This window comes from Pseudomonas sp. GD03903, assembly GCF_029840045.1.
GTDB classification, from domain to species: Bacteria; Pseudomonadota; Gammaproteobacteria; order Pseudomonadales; family Pseudomonadaceae; genus Pseudomonas; species Pseudomonas pseudonitroreducens.
The window spans coordinates 132,575-150,743 of record NZ_JAOCBT010000015.1 but is presented as its reverse complement, the minus strand read 5'-3'; the positions used below and the strand labels follow the sequence as shown (position 1 = coordinate 150,743).

17 protein-coding genes are annotated in these 18,169 nt (G+C 67.6%); 6 read left to right on the top strand and 11 right to left on the bottom strand.

Annotated elements, in window-relative coordinates:
- Window positions 1–5 precede the first annotated feature (5 nt).
- The 4 genes from N5C91_RS22090 to glcD are packed head-to-tail and all read right to left on the bottom strand — an operon-like array spanning window position 6 to window position 4,196.
- On the bottom strand, window positions 6–404 hold the full coding sequence (locus N5C91_RS22090) for a heme-binding protein (protein ID WP_236173817.1): 399 nt from the start codon (window positions 402–404) through the stop codon (window positions 6–8).
- Window positions 383–1,657, bottom strand: a complete 1,275-nt coding sequence (gene glcF, locus N5C91_RS22085; protein WP_279831977.1) for a glycolate oxidase subunit GlcF — start codon at window positions 1,655–1,657, stop codon at window positions 383–385. Before glcF ends, N5C91_RS22090 begins: the two co-directional genes overlap by 22 nt.
- Window positions 1,657–2,697 (bottom strand): glycolate oxidase subunit GlcE, encoded by a 1,041-nt coding sequence (gene glcE / locus N5C91_RS22080; protein WP_279831975.1) that lies wholly within the window; start codon window positions 2,695–2,697, stop codon window positions 1,657–1,659. Before glcE ends, glcF begins: the two co-directional genes overlap by 1 nt.
- Complete coding sequence (gene glcD, locus N5C91_RS22075; protein ID WP_279831973.1) at window positions 2,697–4,196, bottom strand: glycolate oxidase subunit GlcD; 1,500 nt, start codon at window positions 4,194–4,196, stop codon at window positions 2,697–2,699. Before glcD ends, glcE begins: the two co-directional genes overlap by 1 nt.
- A gap of 244 nt (window positions 4,197–4,440) precedes the next feature.
- Here glcD and glcC point away from each other — a divergent pair, with 244 nt between their 5' ends.
- A complete protein-coding gene (glcC, locus tag N5C91_RS22070; RefSeq protein WP_236173823.1) occupies window positions 4,441–5,211 on the top strand; it encodes a transcriptional regulator GlcC in 771 nt (256 codons plus the stop codon).
- 143 nt (window positions 5,212–5,354) lie between these two features.
- Here glcC and N5C91_RS22065 read toward each other — a convergent pair whose 3' ends face one another.
- Window positions 5,355–5,774, bottom strand: a complete 420-nt coding sequence (locus N5C91_RS22065) for a MerR family transcriptional regulator (protein WP_279831971.1) — start codon at window positions 5,772–5,774, stop codon at window positions 5,355–5,357.
- A 92-nt stretch (window positions 5,775–5,866) separates the two neighbouring features.
- Between N5C91_RS22065 and N5C91_RS22060 the strand changes: the two genes are divergently transcribed.
- Window positions 5,867–7,099, top strand: a complete 1,233-nt coding sequence (locus N5C91_RS22060; protein WP_279831969.1) for an NADH:flavin oxidoreductase/NADH oxidase family protein — start codon at window positions 5,867–5,869, stop codon at window positions 7,097–7,099.
- 456 nt (window positions 7,100–7,555) lie between these two features.
- Here the strand turns inward: N5C91_RS22060 and N5C91_RS22055 are convergent, their stop codons facing one another.
- Entirely contained in the window at window positions 7,556–8,281 is a 726-nt protein-coding gene (locus N5C91_RS22055) for an SDR family oxidoreductase (protein WP_279831967.1), read from the bottom strand.
- Between the two features lie 112 nt (window positions 8,282–8,393).
- Between N5C91_RS22055 and N5C91_RS22050 the strand changes: the two genes are divergently transcribed.
- Window positions 8,394–9,188, top strand: a complete 795-nt coding sequence (locus N5C91_RS22050; RefSeq protein WP_236173830.1) for a LysR family transcriptional regulator — start codon at window positions 8,394–8,396, stop codon at window positions 9,186–9,188.
- Window position 9,189: 1 nt separating this feature from the next.
- Here the strand turns inward: N5C91_RS22050 and N5C91_RS22045 are convergent, their stop codons facing one another.
- Window positions 9,190–10,386, bottom strand: a complete 1,197-nt coding sequence (locus N5C91_RS22045; RefSeq protein WP_279831965.1) for an MFS transporter — start codon at window positions 10,384–10,386, stop codon at window positions 9,190–9,192.
- A gap of 88 nt (window positions 10,387–10,474) precedes the next feature.
- Between N5C91_RS22045 and N5C91_RS22040 the strand changes: the two genes are divergently transcribed.
- Complete coding sequence (locus tag N5C91_RS22040) at window positions 10,475–11,029, top strand: TetR/AcrR family transcriptional regulator (protein ID WP_236173832.1); 555 nt, start codon at window positions 10,475–10,477, stop codon at window positions 11,027–11,029.
- A gap of 125 nt (window positions 11,030–11,154) precedes the next feature.
- Here N5C91_RS22040 and N5C91_RS22035 read toward each other — a convergent pair whose 3' ends face one another.
- Together N5C91_RS22035 and N5C91_RS22030 are read right to left on the bottom strand one after the other, a co-directional pair.
- Entirely contained in the window at window positions 11,155–12,399 is a 1,245-nt protein-coding gene (locus N5C91_RS22035) for an NAD(P)/FAD-dependent oxidoreductase (RefSeq protein ID WP_279831961.1), read from the bottom strand.
- Between the two features lie 344 nt (window positions 12,400–12,743).
- A complete protein-coding gene (locus tag N5C91_RS22030) occupies window positions 12,744–13,814 on the bottom strand; it encodes an AbrB family transcriptional regulator (RefSeq protein ID WP_279831959.1) in 1,071 nt (356 codons plus the stop codon).
- Window positions 13,815–13,920: 106 nt separating this feature from the next.
- Here N5C91_RS22030 and N5C91_RS22025 point away from each other — a divergent pair, with 106 nt between their 5' ends.
- Entirely contained in the window at window positions 13,921–14,823 is a 903-nt protein-coding gene (locus tag N5C91_RS22025; RefSeq protein WP_236173838.1) for a LysR family transcriptional regulator, read from the top strand.
- Between the two features lie 278 nt (window positions 14,824–15,101).
- Here the strand turns inward: N5C91_RS22025 and N5C91_RS22020 are convergent, their stop codons facing one another.
- Window positions 15,102–15,884, bottom strand: coding sequence for a fumarylacetoacetate hydrolase family protein (locus tag N5C91_RS22020; protein WP_279831956.1), 783 nt, complete (start codon window positions 15,882–15,884; stop codon window positions 15,102–15,104).
- A gap of 11 nt (window positions 15,885–15,895) precedes the next feature.
- A complete protein-coding gene (locus N5C91_RS22015) occupies window positions 15,896–16,789 on the bottom strand; it encodes a TauD/TfdA family dioxygenase (RefSeq protein ID WP_279831954.1) in 894 nt (297 codons plus the stop codon).
- Window positions 16,790–16,912: 123 nt separating this feature from the next.
- Between N5C91_RS22015 and N5C91_RS22010 the strand changes: the two genes are divergently transcribed.
- Window positions 16,913–17,944, top strand: coding sequence for an AraC family transcriptional regulator (locus N5C91_RS22010; protein WP_279831953.1), 1,032 nt, complete (start codon window positions 16,913–16,915; stop codon window positions 17,942–17,944).
- The last annotated feature ends 225 nt before the right edge of the window (window positions 17,945–18,169 follow it).

Genomic DNA, 18,169 nt, shown 5'->3' with positions numbered 1-18,169 from the left:
CGACTTCACAATGCCGCCACGCCGGCGCTGGCGACCTGCGCATCTTCCCCGGCTTTCACGCCGGAGACGCCGACCGCGCCAATCACCTGGCCTTCGACCACGACCGGCACGCCGCCTTCGAGCGAAGTGATCAGCGGCGCACTGAGGAAGGCCACACGGCCGTTGTTGACCATGTCCTCGTAGCCCTTGGTTTCGCGCCGCCCCAGTGCCGCGCTGCGGGCCTTTTCGGTGGCGATGTAGGCACTGGCCGGGGCGCAGCCGTCGAGGCGTTCCAGGGCCAGCGGGTGGCCGCCGTCGTCCACTACCACGATGGACACCGCCCAGTGATTGCGTTGCGCCTCATCGCGGGCGGCGGCGAGGATGCGGCCGACCTCCTGCTGGGTCAGAACGGCTTTGTTGAGCATGCTTGCACCTCGCCTTGAGAATGGAGTTGCGGCGCGTCGGCCAGCGCTTCCTCCACCAGTTCGATCCAGTGCCGAACCGGCGTGCGTCCCGCGCCGCCCAGGTGTGTCTGGCAGCCGATGTTGGCGGTGACGATGACCTCGGGGTTGCCGCTTTCCAGTGCCTGCATCCGCTGGTCGCGCAGGCGTCTGGACAGCACCGGCTGGGTCAGCGAATAGGTGCCGGCGGAGCCGCAGCACAGGTGGCTGTCCGGTACGCCGGTAAGGCTGAAGCCCAGGCGCATGAGCACGCTTTCCACCGCGCCGCCAAGCTTCAGCGCGTGCTGCAGTGTGCAGGGACAGTGGAAGGCCAGGCGGCGATCGCCCTGCAGGTGGAGTTCTTCCAGCGGCTCGTCGCGCAGCACTTCCGAGAGGTCGCGGGACAGCTCGCTGATCCGCTTTGCCTTGGCGGCGTAGGCGGTGTCGCGTTCCAGCAGGTGGCCGTAATCGCGGACGAAGGCGCCACAGCCGCTGGCGGTCTGCACGATGGCCTCGGCGCCGGCTTCGATGGATGGCCACCAGGCGTCGATGTTGCGCCGGGCGCGGTCCAGCCCGTCCTCCTGGGCGTTCAGGTGATAGTCAACGGCGCCGCAGCAACCGGCGTCCGCCGCCGGGATCACGCTGATGCCCAGACGATCCAGCACCCGCGCGGTGGCTGCATTGGTATTGGGCGAAAGTGCCGGTTGCACGCAGCCCTCGAGCATCAGCATGCGCCGGGTGTGGTGTGGTTTCGGGCGTTCCACGGGGGGGTGTGGATGGCGCGGCAGTTTGCTTTGCAGGCTCTCCGGCAGCAGTGGGTAGAAGGCCCGCCCGGCCTTGGCCAGCACGCCGAACAAAGCGGCATTCGGCACCACGGCGCGCAGGCCGCGACGCAGCGCGCGCTCGCCGAAGGTTCGCGGGACCTGCTCCTCGACCAGCGCGCGGCCGATGTCCAGCAGGTTGTGGTAGTCCACGCCGGAAGGGCAGGTGGTCTCACAGTTGCGGCAGCTCAGGCAGCGGTCCAGGTGTTCGCGGGTGCTGGCGCTGGGGTCAACGCCTTCGAGCACCTGCTTGATCAGGTAGATGCGCCCGCGCGGGCCGTCCAGTTCGTCGCCCAGCAATTGGTAGGTCGGGCAGGTGGCGGTGCAGAAGCCGCAGTGCACGCAGGAGCGCAGGATGCGCTCGGCTTCCTCGGCGCGCGGCAGGTGCCTGGCCTGGTCGCTCAGGTTGGTTTGCATCAGAGCTCCCTGTACATCCGGCCGGGGTTGAAGATGCCGTGCGGGTCGAGTTGCTGCTTGAGGTTGCGGTGATAACGCAGCAGGGCGGCGGGCAGCGGATGGAAACCGTCGTCGCCCGGCGTGTAGCGCATGGCATGGCCGCCGAGTTCGGCGACGCTGTGACGGATCAGCTCGGCGTCCGCGGCGGACTTCAGCCAGCGCTGTGCGCCGCCCCAGTCGATCAGCTGTTCACCCGGCAGGGCTAGCGCCGGGGTCGCGTTGGGCAGTGACAGCCGCCAGAGCGTGCCGGGGCCGGTGAAGAAGCCGAGGCGCTGCTCGCGCAAGTCCTGCCAGTAGCTGCTGTCGATCTCCTCGCCACCCAGGCGCAGGCGGGCGGAGCACACGGAGCCTTCGCCGCCTTCCAGGCGCAGATGCAGCGCCGTTCCGTCGTAGCAGGCCGCGGTGATCGGGATCGGTTGCGCGCCCCATTCCGCGAGTTCTCCCAGCGCCTGGTGAACGTCCATTTCCAGACGCAGGCTGGCGCACATCCGCGGCTTGGGCAGCACCTTCATCGACACTTCGGTGATCAGCCCAAGGCAGCCGAAACTGCCGGCGAGCAAGCGGGAGAGGTCATAACCGGCGACGTTCTTCATCACCTCGCCGCCGAAGCGCAGCAGCTTGCCGTGCCCTGTGATCACCCGTGTGCCCAGCACGTAGTCGCGCACCGAGCCGGACCAGGGCCGACGTGGGCCGGATATCCCGGCCGCGACCATGCCGCCGAAGGTCGCACCGCCGAAGCTCGGTGGCTCGCACGGCAGCATCTGCCCGGCGTCCTCCAGCGCCGCTTCGATCTCCGCCAGCGGCGTGCCGGCGCGGGCGCTGAGCACCAGTTCGGTCGGGTCGTAGCTGACGATGCCGCAATGGGCGCGGGTATCCAGTTCCACGCCGTTCACCGGGCGGCCGAGGAAGGCCTTACTGTCACCGCCGCGAAGACGCAGCGGCGTTCGAGCGTGGAGCGCTTGGTTCACCTGTTCGAGCAGGTCGGCGCTGGCGTCGGCCATCAGAAACGCTCCAGGTCGGGGAAGGGCAACTGGCTGTGGTGCACGTGCATGGCGCCGAATTCGGCGCAGCGGTGCAGGGTCGGGATGTTCTTGCCGGGGTTGAGCAGGCGGTCCGGGTCGAAGGCCGCCTTCACTGCATGGAACAGGGTCAGTTCGTCGCTGTTGAACTGCGCGCACATCTGGTTGATCTTCTCGCGCCCCACGCCGTGCTCGCCGGTGATGCTGCCGCCCACCGCCACGCAGAGTTCGAGGATCTTGCCGCCGATGGCCTCGGCGCGCTCCAGCTCGCCGGGCAGGTTGGCGTCGAAGAGGATCAGCGGGTGCATGTTGCCGTCGCCGGCATGGAATACGTTGGCCACGCGCAGGCCGAATTCCTCCGACAGCTCGGCGATGCCATGCAGCACGCGCGGCAACTCGCGGCGCGGAATAGTGCCGTCCATGCAGTAGTAGTCCGGGGAGATGCGCCCCACCGCCGGGAAGGCGTTCTTGCGCCCGGCCCAGAAGCGCGCACGCTCGGCCTCATCGCAGGCCAGCCGCACATCGGTGGCGCCGGCCGCGCGCAGCACGCCGTCGACGCGCTGGCAGTCGTCCTGCACATCGGCTTCCACGCCGTCCAGCTCGCACAGCAGGATGGCCGCCGCGTCCACCGGGTAGCCGGCGTGGATGAAGTCCTCGGCGGCGCGAATCGACAGGTTGTCCATCATCTCCAGCCCGCCAGGGATGATGCCGGCGGCGATGATCTCGGCCACCGCGCGGCCGGCCTTTTCCACCGCATCGAAACTGGCCAGCAGCACCCGCGCCACCTGCGGCCGCGGCAGCAGCTTGACGGTGACCTCGGTGACGATGCCGAGCATGCCTTCGGAGCCGGTGAACAGCGCCAGCAGGTCGAAGCCGGGGCTGTCGAGGGCGTCGCTGCCCAGCGTCAGGTGCTCGCCTTCGACGGTGAGGATGTCCACCTTCAGCAGGTTGTGCACGGTCAGGCCGTACTTGAGGCAATGCACGCCGCCGGCGTTCTCGGCGACGTTGCCGCCGATGGAGCAGGCGATCTGCGAGGACGGATCGGGCGCGTAGTACAGGCCGTGCGGCGCGGCGGCCTGGGAGATCGCCAGGTTGCGTACGCCGGGCTGCACGCGGGCGAAGCGGCCGGCGGTGTTCACTTCAAGGATGCGGTTGAAGCGCGCCATCACCAGCAGGATGCCTTTCTCCAGCGGCAGCGCACCGCCGGACAGGCCCGTGCCCGCGCCGCGCGCCACCACAGGCACCTGGCGCGCATGGCAGAGCCTGAGCAGCGCCTGCACCTGCTCGATGCGCTCAGGCAGCGCCACCAGCAGGGGAACGGTTCGATAGGCGGAGAGGCCGTCGCACTCGTAAGGCTTCAAGTCTTCGGCGCGGTGCAGCAGTTCGAGGTCGGGCAGTGCCGCGCGCAGCTCGGCCAGCAGCGCGGACTTGTCGACGGCAGGCAGCGCGCCGTCGACGCGCTCGTCGTAGAGGATATTCATAGGCTGACGGTGCTCTGATCTTGTTGTTGTGCGCGCCCGGCAAGCGGTCGCGTGGAGCCACGGCACCGTGAAAATGCGACCGCCGCTCAGGCCGCGTCCACTGGCACGGAAACTGGTCCTACCAGTTCGTGTACGAGCGTCCACTGGAAAGCCCCTGTCCTGACAGCTAGTGTTCTGCACAGCCAGGCAGGTGTGGACCTGCTGGTCCTACCAGTTGAAACGGCAGCAGTACTGGAGACCTATAATGAGCACTTATGCACAGGGCAAGCAGCGCGTCGCCGACCAGGTGGCCGAGAAGATCGAGCGCCTGATCGTCGATGGCGTACTCAAGGTCGGTCAGGCGCTGCCCTCGGAGCGGCGCCTGGTGGAGAAGCTCGGCTGCTCGCGCTCGGCGTTGCGCGAGGGGCTGCGTGCGCTGCGTGGGCGCGGCATCGTCGATACCGAACAGGGGCGTGGGTCGTTCGTCGCCGACCTGAACGGCGCCGAGGACGTCTCGCCGCTGCTGCACCTGTTCCGCTCGCAGCCGCGCACGCTCTACGACCTGCTGGAGGTGCGCGCGTTGCTGGAAGGCGAGTCCGCCCGACTGGCCGCCCTGCGCGCCACAGAGGTCGACCTGTTGCTGATCGGCCGGCGCTTCGAGGAGATGCATGCGGCTTTCGACCAGCCGCAACCGCTGGACCCGCGCGAACATGCGCGGCGCGACCACGCCTTCCACCAGGCGATCAGCGAGGCCTCGCACAACCCGGTGCTGGTGCACACGCTGCAGTCGCTCAACGAGTTGATGCTCAGCACCGTGTTCGCCTCGGTGAACAACCTCTACAACCGCCCGCCGCAGAAACGCCAGATCGATCGCCAGCATGCGCGGCTGTACCGCGCCATTGTCGAGCGCCAGCCGGAGCAGGCGCAGCGTGCCGCCCGCGAACATATCCACAGCGTGAGGGACAACCTGCGGGAGATCGAGCAGGAAGAACAACGGCTGGTGCGGGCGACGTTGAGGCTGGAGGGTTGGAAATAACTGGGGAGCGTTATCCGCCGTTTCGGGACTGGCGGCGGATAACCTGTTCCCGTTCATGCGCCCTGCGGTTTTCAGCGAACGGTGTTCCAGGCAGCTCCGGCGCGAAGCGGTTCGCGAGCAAGCTCGCTCCTACAGATTCCACGTCAGCGCTGTGCCTTGCGCTCGCGCATTTCCGCCAGCATGCGCTCGGCGTTCGCCGCGCAGCCCATGCCTTCGGGCTTGTTCTCGATGCCGTCGATCACTTCCAGCAGGCGTAAGCGGTTCTGCCGCAGTTGCAGTTCCATCGCCTCGATCTCGGCGACCTTGCGGCGCAGGCCGGCGAGCAGTTCGCCATGGCCGTTCTCGATGGGGTTGGAGTGCGGCAGCAGGTTGCGGATTTCTTCCAGGCTGAAGCCGGTCTGCTGGGCGCTGCGGATGATTTCCAGCAGGTCGAGGGTTTCCGCCGGGTACGCGCGATAACCGTTGGCCAGGCGGCGCGCCGGGGCGATCAGCCCGCTGGCTTCGTAGAAGCGGATGCGCGAGGGGGCGAGGCCGCTGAGGCTGGCCAGTTCACCGATTTTCATGCTGGGCTCCGAAAGGGGCTTGACCTTGAAGTGAACTTTAAACTTAACCTCGCTGCCGTCACAACCCATCAGGACCACCACGGAGCCTTGCCATGTCGCCCTTCCAGCCCCTGCGCCTGCCCAACGGCGGCGAAGTCCCCAACCGTATCGCCAAGGCCGCCATGGAAGAGAACATGGCCGACGCCGACCAGGCGCCTTCGGCTGCATTGCTGCGCCTTTACCAGGCCTGGGCGGACGGCGGCGTCGGCCTGATCCTCAGCGGCAACGTGATGATCGACGGCCGCGCCATGACCGGCCCCGGCGGCGTGGTGCTGGAAAACGACCGGCACCTGCAGCGCTTCCGCGAATGGGCGCGCATCGGCCGTTCCCGCGGTGCACAGTTCTGGTTGCAGCTCAATCACCCCGGCCGCCAGGTGCAGACCAACCTCGGCCAGGGCGCCATCGCGCCGTCGGTGGTGCCGCTGGAAATGGGCAAGTTCTCCAAGCTGTTCGCCGTCGCCCGCGAGATGACCGAGGCCGATATCGCCGAGGTGATCCGGCGCTTCGTGCGTGCCGCGAAGCTTTCTGAACAGGCCGGCTTCACCGGCGTGCAGATCCACGCAGCCCACGGCTATCTGCTCAGCCAGTTCCTCTCGCCCCTGGCGAACAAGCGCCAGGACCGTTGGGGAGGCTCGCTGGAGAACCGTGCGCGGCTGTTGCTGGAAGTCGTGCGTGCGGTGCGCGCCGAAGTGACGCCGGAGTTCTGCGTGGGGGTGAAGATCAACTCCGCGGACTTCCAGCGCGGCGGCTTCGACGCCAGCGATGCGCGCCAGGTGATCGAGTGGCTGAACGACGAGAAGGTCGACCTGGTCGAGCTGTCCGGCGGCAGTTACGAGGCGCCGGCGATGCAGGGCGACGCCCGCGACGGCCGGACCCTGGCGCGCGAGGCGTACTTCCTCGAGTTCGCCCGCGAGATGCGCGAAGCGGCGCGCATGCCGCTGATGGTCACTGGCGGCATCCGTCGTCTGCCGGTGGCGGAGCAGGTGCTGGACAGCGGGCTGGACATGGTCGGCATCGGCACCGCCCTGGCGCTGGAGCCGCAGCTGGTGCTGCACTGGCAGCGCGGCAGCCAGACCCAGCCGCAACTGCCGCCGATCCGCTGGCGCTCCAAGCCGCTGGCGGCGCTGGCCTACATGGCGCTGGTCAAATTGCAGCTGCACCGCATCGGCGCCCACCGCGCGCCCAACCCGCAGGCTTCGCCGTGGCGCACGCTGGTGATGGAACAGTGGCGCACGCTGCGCCGGGCCAAGCAGTACCGCCGCTGGGCGGCCAGGCAGATCAGCTGAGCTGGTTCGTCACTCCCGTAGGATGGCGTGGAGCGAAGCGATACCCATCGACGTCTGCCGCATTGGCAGCATGGGTATTGCTTAGGCTCCACCCATCCTACGGTCTGACGCCTTCGCAGGATGGCGTGGAGCGAAGCGATACCCATCGACGTCTGCCGCATCGACAGCATGGGTATCGCCTAGGCTCCACCCATCCTACGGTCTGACGCCTTCGTAGGATGGCGTGGAGCGAAGCGATACCCATCGACTCCTGCCGCATTGGCAGCATGGGTATCGCCTAGGCTCGACCCATCCTACGGTCTGACGCCTTCGTAGGATGGCGTGGAGCGAAGCGATACCCATCGACTCCTGCCGCATTGGCAGCATGGGTATCGCCTAGGCTCCACCCATCCTACGGTGGTGTTTTTGCGGGGAGTTCGCGCATGTGCTCTTGCAAGAACCCTCGGGCCTGGCCGATCAAGCCTGCTGCCGAGTCGCCGCCAGCACGATCTCGCGGATGCACACGCCCTGCGGCTGGTTGTAGGCATAGCCGATGGCGTTGGCCACATCTTCGGCGCTGAGCACCTTGCCGCCCATCTCGCGCTTCCAGTCCTGGTAGCCGCTCTTGATCGCCTCGTCGGTGGTGTGGCTGAGCAGTTCGGTTTCCACCGCGCCGGGGGCGATGGTCACCACGCGGACGTTGTGCGCCGCGACTTCCTCGCGCAGGTTCTCGGAGATCGCGTGCACGGCGAACTTGGTGCCGACATAGGCGACGTGGTTGGGGAAGGTCTTGCGCCCGGCCACCGAGCTGACGTTGATCACGCTTCCCTGGTTGCGCTCGACCATGCCCTTGAGCACGGCGTGCACGCCATTGAGCAGGCCCTTCACGTTGACATCGAGCATGCGCTCCCACTCGGCCGGGTCCTGCTCGACCATGTTGCCCAGCAGCATCACGCCGGCGTTGTTCACCAGCGCGTCGGCCGGGCCGAAGCGTTTCTCGGCTTCCGCGACGGCGGCCAGCAGGGCTTCGCGGTCAGTCACATCGACGGCACGGCACAGCGCGTTCGGCAGCTTGAGTGCCTCCAGGCGCTCGATGCGCCGGGCGAGCAGCAGTAGCGGGTGACCCTGCTGGGAAAACAGGCGGGCGGTGGCTTCGCCGATGCCGGAACTGGCGCCGGTGACGATGATCAGTGGCTTGCTCATGGTGGTTCTCCTGCAATCGAAAATCTGGATGCCTGGACGATGCAGTGAAGTATATTTAGCGCTGACCTGCCTGAAAAATGGCTTATTCCTGTGCCTGGCATCGGGATTTCCTATGGATATTCGACAGCTCGCCGCCTTCGTCGCCGTCTTCGAAGAGCGCAACATCACCGCCGCCGCGCAACGCCTGTTCGTCAGCCAACCCACGCTGTCGGCCACCGTGCGGCAGTTGGAAGAAAGCCTCGGCACCGAGCTCTTCGTGCGCCAGCCGCGTGGCGTGGACGTCAGTGAAGCGGCACGCACGCTGTACCCGCGCGCCCGTGCCCTGCTGGCAGAGGCGGAGGGTTTGCGCACGCTGTTCCGCCAGTCATCGGAGCGGCAGCCGCTGCACCTGGGCGTGGAAGGGGACATCAGCGCCGAGCAGATCGAGCGCTTCGTCGACCTCGCCCGGCAGGCGATCCCCAACCTGCAACTGCACCTGGAGGAAGGCTGTGTGGGGGACGCACGGTTGGCCGCAGAGGAGTTCTGTTGCGAGGATGAGTTGTTCGTGCCGGTGTGGGACGACCCCTACGTAGTGGCGCTGCCGCCCGGCGCCGAGGGTGCGCCGGTTGACGCGTGGATCACCTGCCCGTCGCACCCGTCGCATCAGCGCCTGATGACGGCATACGGCAGCGCACCCGTGGTCGCGCAGGCCAGTACCCTGAATCTTGCCCTGCGGCTGGTCAGTGCCGGCCTGGGCGCAGCGATCCTTCCTGCCTCGTTGCTGGGCGGCGCCCCGGCCGTGCGCAGCGGCACGCTGAACCTGCCGTTGCCCGTGCGCCGCATCGGCCTTTGCCATGCCGCCCAGGCACTGGAACTGCCGGCAGTACGCGGGCTCTACGACTTCCTGCGCGCCCGCGCGGCAGCCTGACTCAGGCCGGCGCCTTCTGCGCGGCGGGTGCGCGCAAGGACAGCAGCAGGACCAGCGACGCCGCGAGAATCTGCAGGCTGGCATAGCCGTTGGTGGTGGCGACCAGGCCATAACGCTGGATCGCCAGCCCGGCGAGGATCGCCGGCACGCTGAAGGCCAGGTAGCTGAGCACGTAGAAACTCGCCATCAGCGCACCGCGCTCGTGGGCGTGGGCCAGCGGCACCACCGAGCGCAACGCGCCGAGGAAGGCGCCGCCGAAGCCAAGGCCGGCCACCGCGGTGCCGATGAAGAACAGCCAGAGGTTGGAGGAGTCCACGCCGAGCAGGGTGATCAGCAGGCCGATGATCAGCGCCAGTCCGCCGCGGCGCAGGATGACCGCCGCCGGCCGGTTGCGCAGCGCGAAGATCGCCACGGCGCCGCAGAAGCACAGCAGCGAGACCAGCCCACCGCCGATCATCGGTACCTGCAGACCGGTCACCTGGCGCGCCAGGGTCGGCCCCAGCGACAGGTAGAAACCGCCCAGCGCCCAGAGGCTGGCGTTCAGCGGCGCCACGCTCCAGAACGCGCGGCGCGCCTGCGGGGGAATGCGGATGCGCGGCTTCAGCGAGGCCAGCGCGCCGGGCTGCCTGCTGACGCTTTCCGGCAGCCAGCGCAACAGCACCAGGGCCAACGCGAACACCGCCAGCAGCCAGACATACACGCGGTGCAGCGGGTCGCCGCCGAACTGCACCAGGGCGCTGCTGCCCAGTGCGCCCAGCGCCATGCCAAGCATCGGCGCGACGCTGTTGATCAACGGGCCGCGCTCGCGGTCGATGTCGAGCATGGCGGCGCCCAGTACAGCGGTTGCGATACCGGTGGCGAAGCCTTGCAGCAGGCGCGCGGCGATCAGCAGTTCCACCGAGTTGGCGTAGAGGAACACGCTCATCGCCAGCAACTCGATGATCAGCGCCGCACGGATCAGCGGGCGACGGCCGAGGTAGTCCGACAGCGAACCGAACACCAGCAGCGCCAGCATCAGCCCGCCGGCGTAGATGCTGAACGCCAGCGTCAGCAGGGCGGGGGAGAACTGCCAGGACTCGCGGTACAGCGCATAGAGCGGCGTGGGCGCGGCGGCGGCGGCGAGGAAGGCCATGAGGATCGCGGTCAGCAGCAGGGCCGGGAAAAATCCGGGCGCGCTTTTGGGTAAGGTCTGTGCCATGATTCAGCTCGCAAAGGCTAAGATTTTGCTTTTGCGAGATGCTGGACCCGTTTTCGGATAAAAGCAAATTCTTTGCGTTAAGGTGCTTATGGCAATCAATCAGGGGGTTCGACCGGGTGGTCGCAGCGCGCGTGTGCAAGCCTCGGTGCACAAGGCTGTGGCCGAGTTGCTGGAGGAGCGCGAGCGCGCCGAACTGACGGTGCCGCTGATCGCCTCACGAGCCGGCGTCACGCCTTCGACCATCTACCGGCGCTGGGGCGATCTCAACGAACTGCTCGGCGACGTTGCCCTGCAACGCATTCGCCCGGATGCCGAGCCGGCGGATACCGGCAGCCTGCGCGGTGACCTGCTGGCATGGGGCGAACAGTACATGGAGGAAACCGCCTCGGTGCCCGGTCGCGCGGTGGTGCTCGACCTGCTCGCCGCTGGCGGCGGCTGCTCCGGGCGCTGCATGGCGATTGCCTGCGGCCAGTTCGACATCATCCTGCTGCGGGCCAAGGGACGTGGCGAGAAACTGCCGGATGTCGACCGCATCGTCGACCGGCTGATGGCGCCGCTGGTGTACCGCATCCTGTTTTCCGGCGAGGAGCTGGAAGTGGAGTATGTCGAGCGGTTGGTCGATCTGACGCTGGACGGGGTGTAGCGGATTCGTGGACAGGCTTCCTGCCTGCCATTGGCGAATTCGTAGGATGGCGTGGAGCGCAGCGATACCCATCGATCCTGGCACGGGCAGCATGGGTATCGCCTAGGCTCCACCCATCCTACGTTTCAACTCGGAGCGCCGGCGTTTCGAATGGCATTCGCCCACGCCTGCAGAGTTCTGCAGGCCGTGAGGGCAATTTCTTCATTGCTGCGCCCCGCGAACACGCGCTCCAGCGCGTCCGCTGCAATCAGCCCGGCGATCGTCGGCGTGCCCACTGCGTCGGTGAGATCGAGCCATTCACCGAAGCTGGCTGGCGAGTCGTACCAGCGCAGATAGCCCGACGGCGACAGCGGCCACCAGCGTTCCTCGAATTGCAGCACGACCTTTTCCAGCTGGCCCATGCCCAGGTGCGCCAGCGCATCCTGCTGCGCTGCTGGCAAAGGCGGATTGAAGCTGATATCGCGCAGTACGCCGATGGGTGTGGTGCAGATGCAGAAGTCGCAGCTTTCATCACCCACCCGCACCTTTGCGCCGGACCAGTCGATGGCGGTCACTGGTTGGTTCAGGCGGATATCCAGCCCTTGGGCGAGGTGCGCGACAAGCTGTGAATAGCCTTGCGGCAGGAAGCGATCGCCGGCGCCGACGCCTTCTTCGTCCAGTGCATCCACCGACAGCGATTCCAGCGGCAGGCAGGCCTCAAGGACCAGGTTGGCGTCCAGGGCGAAGCGGGTGGCGCGCCGGGTTGCTTCGTCGCGATCCTGCAGATAGCGCGCGACACCTTCCGCCAGTGGCAGCTGGCGGTCGATCCCGGCGCGCAGGGCTTCCCAGGCGGCATCGATGTCTGGCACCGGGCCGTCGGCTGCAGCGGCCAGGGGTTGGCTGAAGTCGGTTGCCTGCAATGGCAGGCCCAGTTGCTGTGCGTACGCGGCGAGAGCGTTGTCGTCGAACTGCTGCAACCAGGCGGCGCCTTCGTCTGCCGTTACCGAGCCGAGCGAAATACTGTGCACGCGGCCGCCGAGGCGATCACGGGCTTCCAGCACCACGCACTCGACAGCGGCCTCCCGCAGGCGGCGCGCGGCGGCAAGTCCGGCAAAGCCCGCGCCGATCACCAGTACCCGGCGAGCGCCACTTTCGATGGCTACTTCGGCGGCGCGCAGGCCATCGTCCCAGGCGCCATGGGTCATGGCGGGAGCGACGGGATTGCAGGCTTCGCCGGCCAACACCAGCTTGCCACCCAGGACCTCACCCAGCCGGCGCCGATGCTCCGGCGTGCCGCCGGGCAGCAGGGTGCTGTAGGCGCCGCGGCTGAATGGGTCGTTGCTCCAGTGGCTGACGTGGAAGCGGATGGGGCGGTGGCGAAGGCTATCCATGGCGGGCTCGCTCGGTGAAAGAGCGACGACCTTAGCGGGGGAGGGTTCGCCGGCACAAGGTCAAGGTTGGGCGCATTTTGTAGGAGCGAGCTTGCTCGCGAACCGCTCAACCCTGGAGCTGCCAGCTGACTCCGTTCGCGAGCAAGCTCGCTCCTACAACATCAAGAGCCCCCTTACCCGAACCTCTCGCTGGGGGATAGGGGATCGTTCGGTGCAGGATGAAATTTCGGCGTCAGCCGGCACGGACGGCTCCCTCTCCCACCGGGAGAGGGCTGGGGTGAGGGGAATGCAGTGGCACAGATTGACCGAAGAAGGCAGTTGCTCCTGCAGGCCCAGCCCCAGGCTCAGGCGCGGCTCAGGCGGATCACCGTGCGGGCCACGGAAACCCCGGTGAACAGCACCACGAACAGCCGCAGCGTCTGCATCGCCAGGACCAGGCCGACGTCGGAATGGGTGTCCACCGCGATGATCGCCATGGCGTCCAGGCCGCCGGGGCTGGTGGCGAGGTAGAGGGAAAGGAAGTCCATGCCGGTGATGGCCGCCAGTGCCCAGGCGAACAGCGCGCAGCTGGCGATCAGCGCCAGCGCGCTGACCAGCATGGCCGGCAGGTGGCGGCCGACATAGGCGAGGCTTTCGCGGTCGAAGCGCAGGCCGATGTAGCAGCCGATCACGCCGTAGGCGCTGGCCAGTAACCAGTGCGGCAGGGTGATGTGCAGCACGCCGGTGAGCTGAAGAACCGCACCCGCCACCAGCGGCACCAGCAGCGGACCGGCCGGCAGCTTGGCGCCGGCAGTGGCGCAGACGAAGATCAGCAACAGGCAGTTGATCAGGTCGGGCAGGGTGGCGGTGTCGATGATCGGCGTGCTGTGCGCCACCGAGCCGCCGCCCTCGATGCCGAGGAAGCGCCCGACCAGTGCACCGGCCATGACCACGCAGACCACCCGCACGTACTGCATGGTGGCGACCACGCGCGGGTCGGCGCCGTTGGCTTCGGCCATCGACACCATGGCCGCCGCGCCGCCCGGCGCGGTGCCCCAGGCGGCCGTGCTGCCGGGGATGCCGCCGAAGCGCACCATGGCGTAGCTCACGGCAGCGGACAGCAGCACGGTGAGCACCGTCGCGCTGAGCATCAGTGGCCAGGAGGCGACCATCGCCTGTAGCACCGACCAGCTCATGGCGTGGGCGACCAGCAGGCCGATGCAGCCCTGGCTGAGGCGGAAGGCGCTACGCGGCAGGCGGATTTCCGCGCCGCTGACACCAAAGGCGATGGCTACCAGCATGGGCCCGAGGAACAGCGCGGCGGGGATGCCGAGCCAGGTGAGCAGTTGCCCGGCGCCTGCGGCCCCGAGCGCCAGGGTCAGCCATTGCAGGCTGACGGGAATGCGGGCGACGAAGAGGGCGGGGCGACTGGACACGGACGGCTCCGGACGGGGAAGACGGAGGAATTATCGGTAGCCGGATCGATCAAGTCTATTTTCTAATAGTCATGAATCCATTCCTGAAGTTTATCGGTTGGCCGCCATGGACCTGCGTGATCTCGCCTACTTCGAAACCATCGCCGAACTCGGCCATCTGGGCCGCGCCGCCGAGCGCCTGGGGCGCAGCCAGCCGGCGCTGACCAAGAGCATCCAGCGCCTGGAGGAGTCCCTTGGCGCACGCCTGTTCCAGCGCGATGGCCGACGGATTCGCCTGACGCCGGCCGGCGAACTGATGCTCCAGCGTGCCCGCCAGTTGCGTCAGGACATTGAAGAAACCCGCCGCGAGGTGCGCGATTTCGCCAGTGGAGTGGTGGGCAATATCCGCCTGGGCTGCGCGGCGACGATGGCCGAGTACCTGTTGCCGCGACTGACCGAGGACCTGCTGGAGCGCGCGCCGGCAATCACCATGAGCCTGGTGCTGGGCCAGGACGACGTGCTGCGCGAAGCGTTGCGCAGCGGGCGGCTGGACATGGCGATCTGCTCGCGCATCGTCGACGACCCGCAGCTGAGCAGCGAGCCGCTGCTGCAGGACCAGGTGGTGGTGGTCGCCAGTCGTGACCATCCGATCTTCGACGGCCCGGTGGTCATGGCCGACCTGTGCCGCTATCGCTGGGTACTGCCGGCCACCGGGGTGTCGTCACGGCGCTGGATGGACGCCACCTTCCAGGCCCACCAATTGCCAATGCCGCAGGTGCAGATCGAGACCAACGCGATTCCCATGCTGCCCAACCTGATAGCCCGCACCCGCCTGCTCAGCTTCATCGCCCGCGAGGCGCTGGCCGGCGGCCACGGCATGGACCAGTTGCGCGAGGTGCAGCTGGCCGAGACCACGCTGACGCGCACCATCGGCTTGGCGGTGCGCGAGGGCGCTTACCTGTCGCCTGCCGCGCAGTTGCTGCGGGGGATGCTGCGCGAGCATGCGGGGCGCTTCGCAGCGGACTTGTAGCGGCGCGCGGGTGCGGAACCCGTAGGGCGAATGACGCCATGGCGTTATCCGCCGCGAGTCAACGGCGGATAACCTGTTCCAGGTTATGCGCCCTACGTTGCTGGGGGAACGTGCGGGGCGGTTCGTGGCGCGCGGGGGCACGGAATCCGTAGGGCGAATAACGCCTTGGCGTTATCCGCCGCGAGTTATCGGCGCATGGCCGGTTCCAGGTGATGTGCCTTACGCCGCTGGACGGAAGCGCGGAGCGCAATTGCAAGAGACCGCGCCCGTCCACTCGGTCATTGTTCGAAGCTGCAGCCGATGCGTCCCAGCCCCTCGATTTCCAGCTCGAATACATCCCCCGGCGCAACCGGCGACATCGGCGCCAGGGCCCCGCACAGCAGGACGTCGCCGGCCTTCAGCGGTGCGTCCAGGCGTGCCATGCGCCGTGCCAGCCAGAGGCCGATGTCGAGCATCGCCGCAAGGCTTGTCTGGGTCGGCGGGAAGGCCGGCGCATCGTTGCGCTGCAGTTGTACTGCCAGCGCGGCGTCTTCCAGTCTTTCCAGCGCCACCGGCTGATCGCCGGTCAGGTAGAGGCCTGCGCAGAGGTTGTCGGCCACCGAGTCGAGCAGGCCGATCTGCCAGTTGGTTACGGCGGTGTCGTTGATCTCGATGGCCGGGACCGCACCTTCGATGCAGGCGCGGAAAGTCGCCAGATCGAGCTCTCCAGCAGGCAGGTCACGGCCGATGAGCAGGGCGAGTTCCGCCTCGATGCGTGGTTGCAGCAGGCGCTCGCGGGCGATAAGCGCGCCGGATCGGCAGCGCAGGCTGGCGAGCAAGCGGCCATGAACCGGTTCGCCGACCTTGAGCGCCGCCTGCATCGCCGGCGAGATCAGCCCGGCCTTGGCGCCCGCCAGGCGTTCGCCGCCGGCCAGCGCGAGGTCGATGCCCAGCGCCTGCACGCGATAGGCGTCGTCCAGCCCGGTGAGGCCAAAGTGTGCCGCTGGCGCGGCGATGGGCGTTCGGTTGGCGCGCGCTTCGGCCAGGGCGTGGGCGGCGGCGCGGAGATTGTCAGTGGTCATCGTGGGGCTCCTCAGCGGCTCGGCGCTTCGCCCACCACGGTGGTGCGGTACATCTCCCGGCGCATGCCGTGGTAGTCCGACACCGGGTAGTGCCAGGTGCTGCGGTTGTCCCAGATCGCCAGGGTGCCGGCGCTCCAGCGCATGCGGCAGGTGAAGGCCGGCTGGGTGGCGATGCTGAACAGGTAGTCCAGCAGCGGCTGCGACTCGGCCGGGCGCATGCCCTTGATGCCGCTGGTGTAGGCCGGGTTGATGTAGAGGACCTTCTTGCCGGTTTCCGGGTGCCGGGTCACCAGCGGGTGCGAGCGCACTTCGCCATCGTGGCTGCCGTAGCGCACCGCCATGTTTTCCATCAGGTCGTTGTGCTTGGCCTCCGCACCATAGGCGCGTTCGGGGCTGTGGATGGCGTCGAGGGTTTCCAGTTGCGCACGCAGCTTCGGCGACAGCCATTCGTAGGCCAGCGCCAGGTTGGCGTAGAGGGTGTCGCCGCCGAACGGCGGGATGTCGTGGCCGTAGAGCAGGGTGAAGGCCGGCGGGCGCTCCTGGAACGACCAGTCGCTGTGCCAGGCGCCGCCGAACACCACCGGGGTCTTCTCGTTGGCTTCCTTCACTACCCGCACCACGTGCGGATGATCGTCCATGCCGACCACATAAGGCTCGCGGCCGAATTCGCCGAAGCGCAGGGTCACGGCTTCGAGGTTTTCCACGCTCAGGTCCTGTCCGCGGATGAACAGCACCTTGTGCGCCAGCAGCGCCTGGCGCAGCTCGGCGTAGCCGTCGTCGCCCAGGGTGGTCAGGTCCAGGTCGCTGACGTCCGCGCCGATGGCGCCGGTGGCCGGGACGATGCGGAAGTGCTTGTACTCGGCGGCGCGGTTCTGGCTGGGCAACGCGTAGAAGAACTCGAACATGGGGAAGCCTCTTGTGAGTGTTATTGGCACCTCAAGCATGGTCAGCGGCAGCGCATTCTTCCATGATGATGTCCGCCAAAAATTGACTTTTCCCGCCATGCAGCGGCCAACGAGGAGTTCGTGATGGACTGGCGCCAGACCCGCGAAATCACCGGAGTGCAGTACCTGCTCGACAGCGCCCGTGACGAAGACATCGACGCCGACGATTGCCTGGTCGGCAGCGCCATCACCCCGGCCGACCTGCAGGCCCGCGCCGGGCGCATCCAGGCGTGGCAGGAGCTGGCGGTGATCCGCAACCTGTTGCAGCGCAGGGATAGGCCGGGCCTGGGGTTGGCCACCGGGCGGCGCTATCACCTGACGTCGCTGGGGCTGCTGGGTTTCACCATGCTCGCCAGTCGCACCCTGCAGGAAGCCTTCGAAACCTTCGGCCGTTATCAGAGCCTGGCCCTGACCCTTTGCCCCGTCAGCAGCGAGGCGGAGGCGCGCGGAGTGTGGCTGGTGTATGACGACCGCGTGCTGCCCGAGGATGCCCGTGCCTTCGTGGTGGAGCGTGGCATCGCCGGTTGCTGGCAACTGTCCGGCGAATTGCTGCAGCGGCCGCTGCAACCGCTGGCCATCGAACTGCGCTGCCCGGCGCCAGCCGATGCCAGCGTGTTCCGCGACATCTTCGGTATCGAGCCGCTGTTCGAGGCGCCACGCAACGCCATGCTGTTTGCCCTGGAGGACCTGCAGGCACCGCTGCCGCAAGCGCAGATCAGCGCCCGCGACAGCGGCGAGCAACTCTGCGAGCGCCTTTGCGGAGAGTTGGCGCTGACCCTGGCTGCCACACCCACCGCGCGGCAGGTCCAGCAACTGCTGCTGCGTGATTCCGCCAGCCTGCTCGGCGCTGCCGCAGTGGCCGAGCGCCTGGGGCTTTCCGAGCGCACGCTGCAACGGCGCCTGGCGCAGGAGGGGCAGAGCTTGCAGGGGCTGAACGACGGCATCAAACAGCGTCTGGCCGAACGTCTTCTGCGCGAATCACGGATGGATCTGCATGGTATCGCGCAGTGCCTGGGCTACGCCGAGGCGGCGAGTTTCTCCCGCGCTTTCCAGCGCTGGACAGGGCAGTCGCCGGGTCGTTGGAAGCGTCAGTCCGGAACCCTCCCGGCGCCCTGAAGTCGAACCGCCCGCGACGCCTCTGGAACGGGCGGAAGCCGCGAGATAGAGCCTTTTGGTGTGGCCGATTGCCATCGGTCGTGGGTTAATTTCGCGCGCGGCCCATCCGTTCCCCTGAAGAGGCGCGTCGCTTTTTTCGCGAGGCGACCGACAAGAAAAAGGAGAACCCATGTCCTCAGCAACCTGCCTGCGCGCGTGCCTCGGAAGGCGCGGCGCGATGACCTC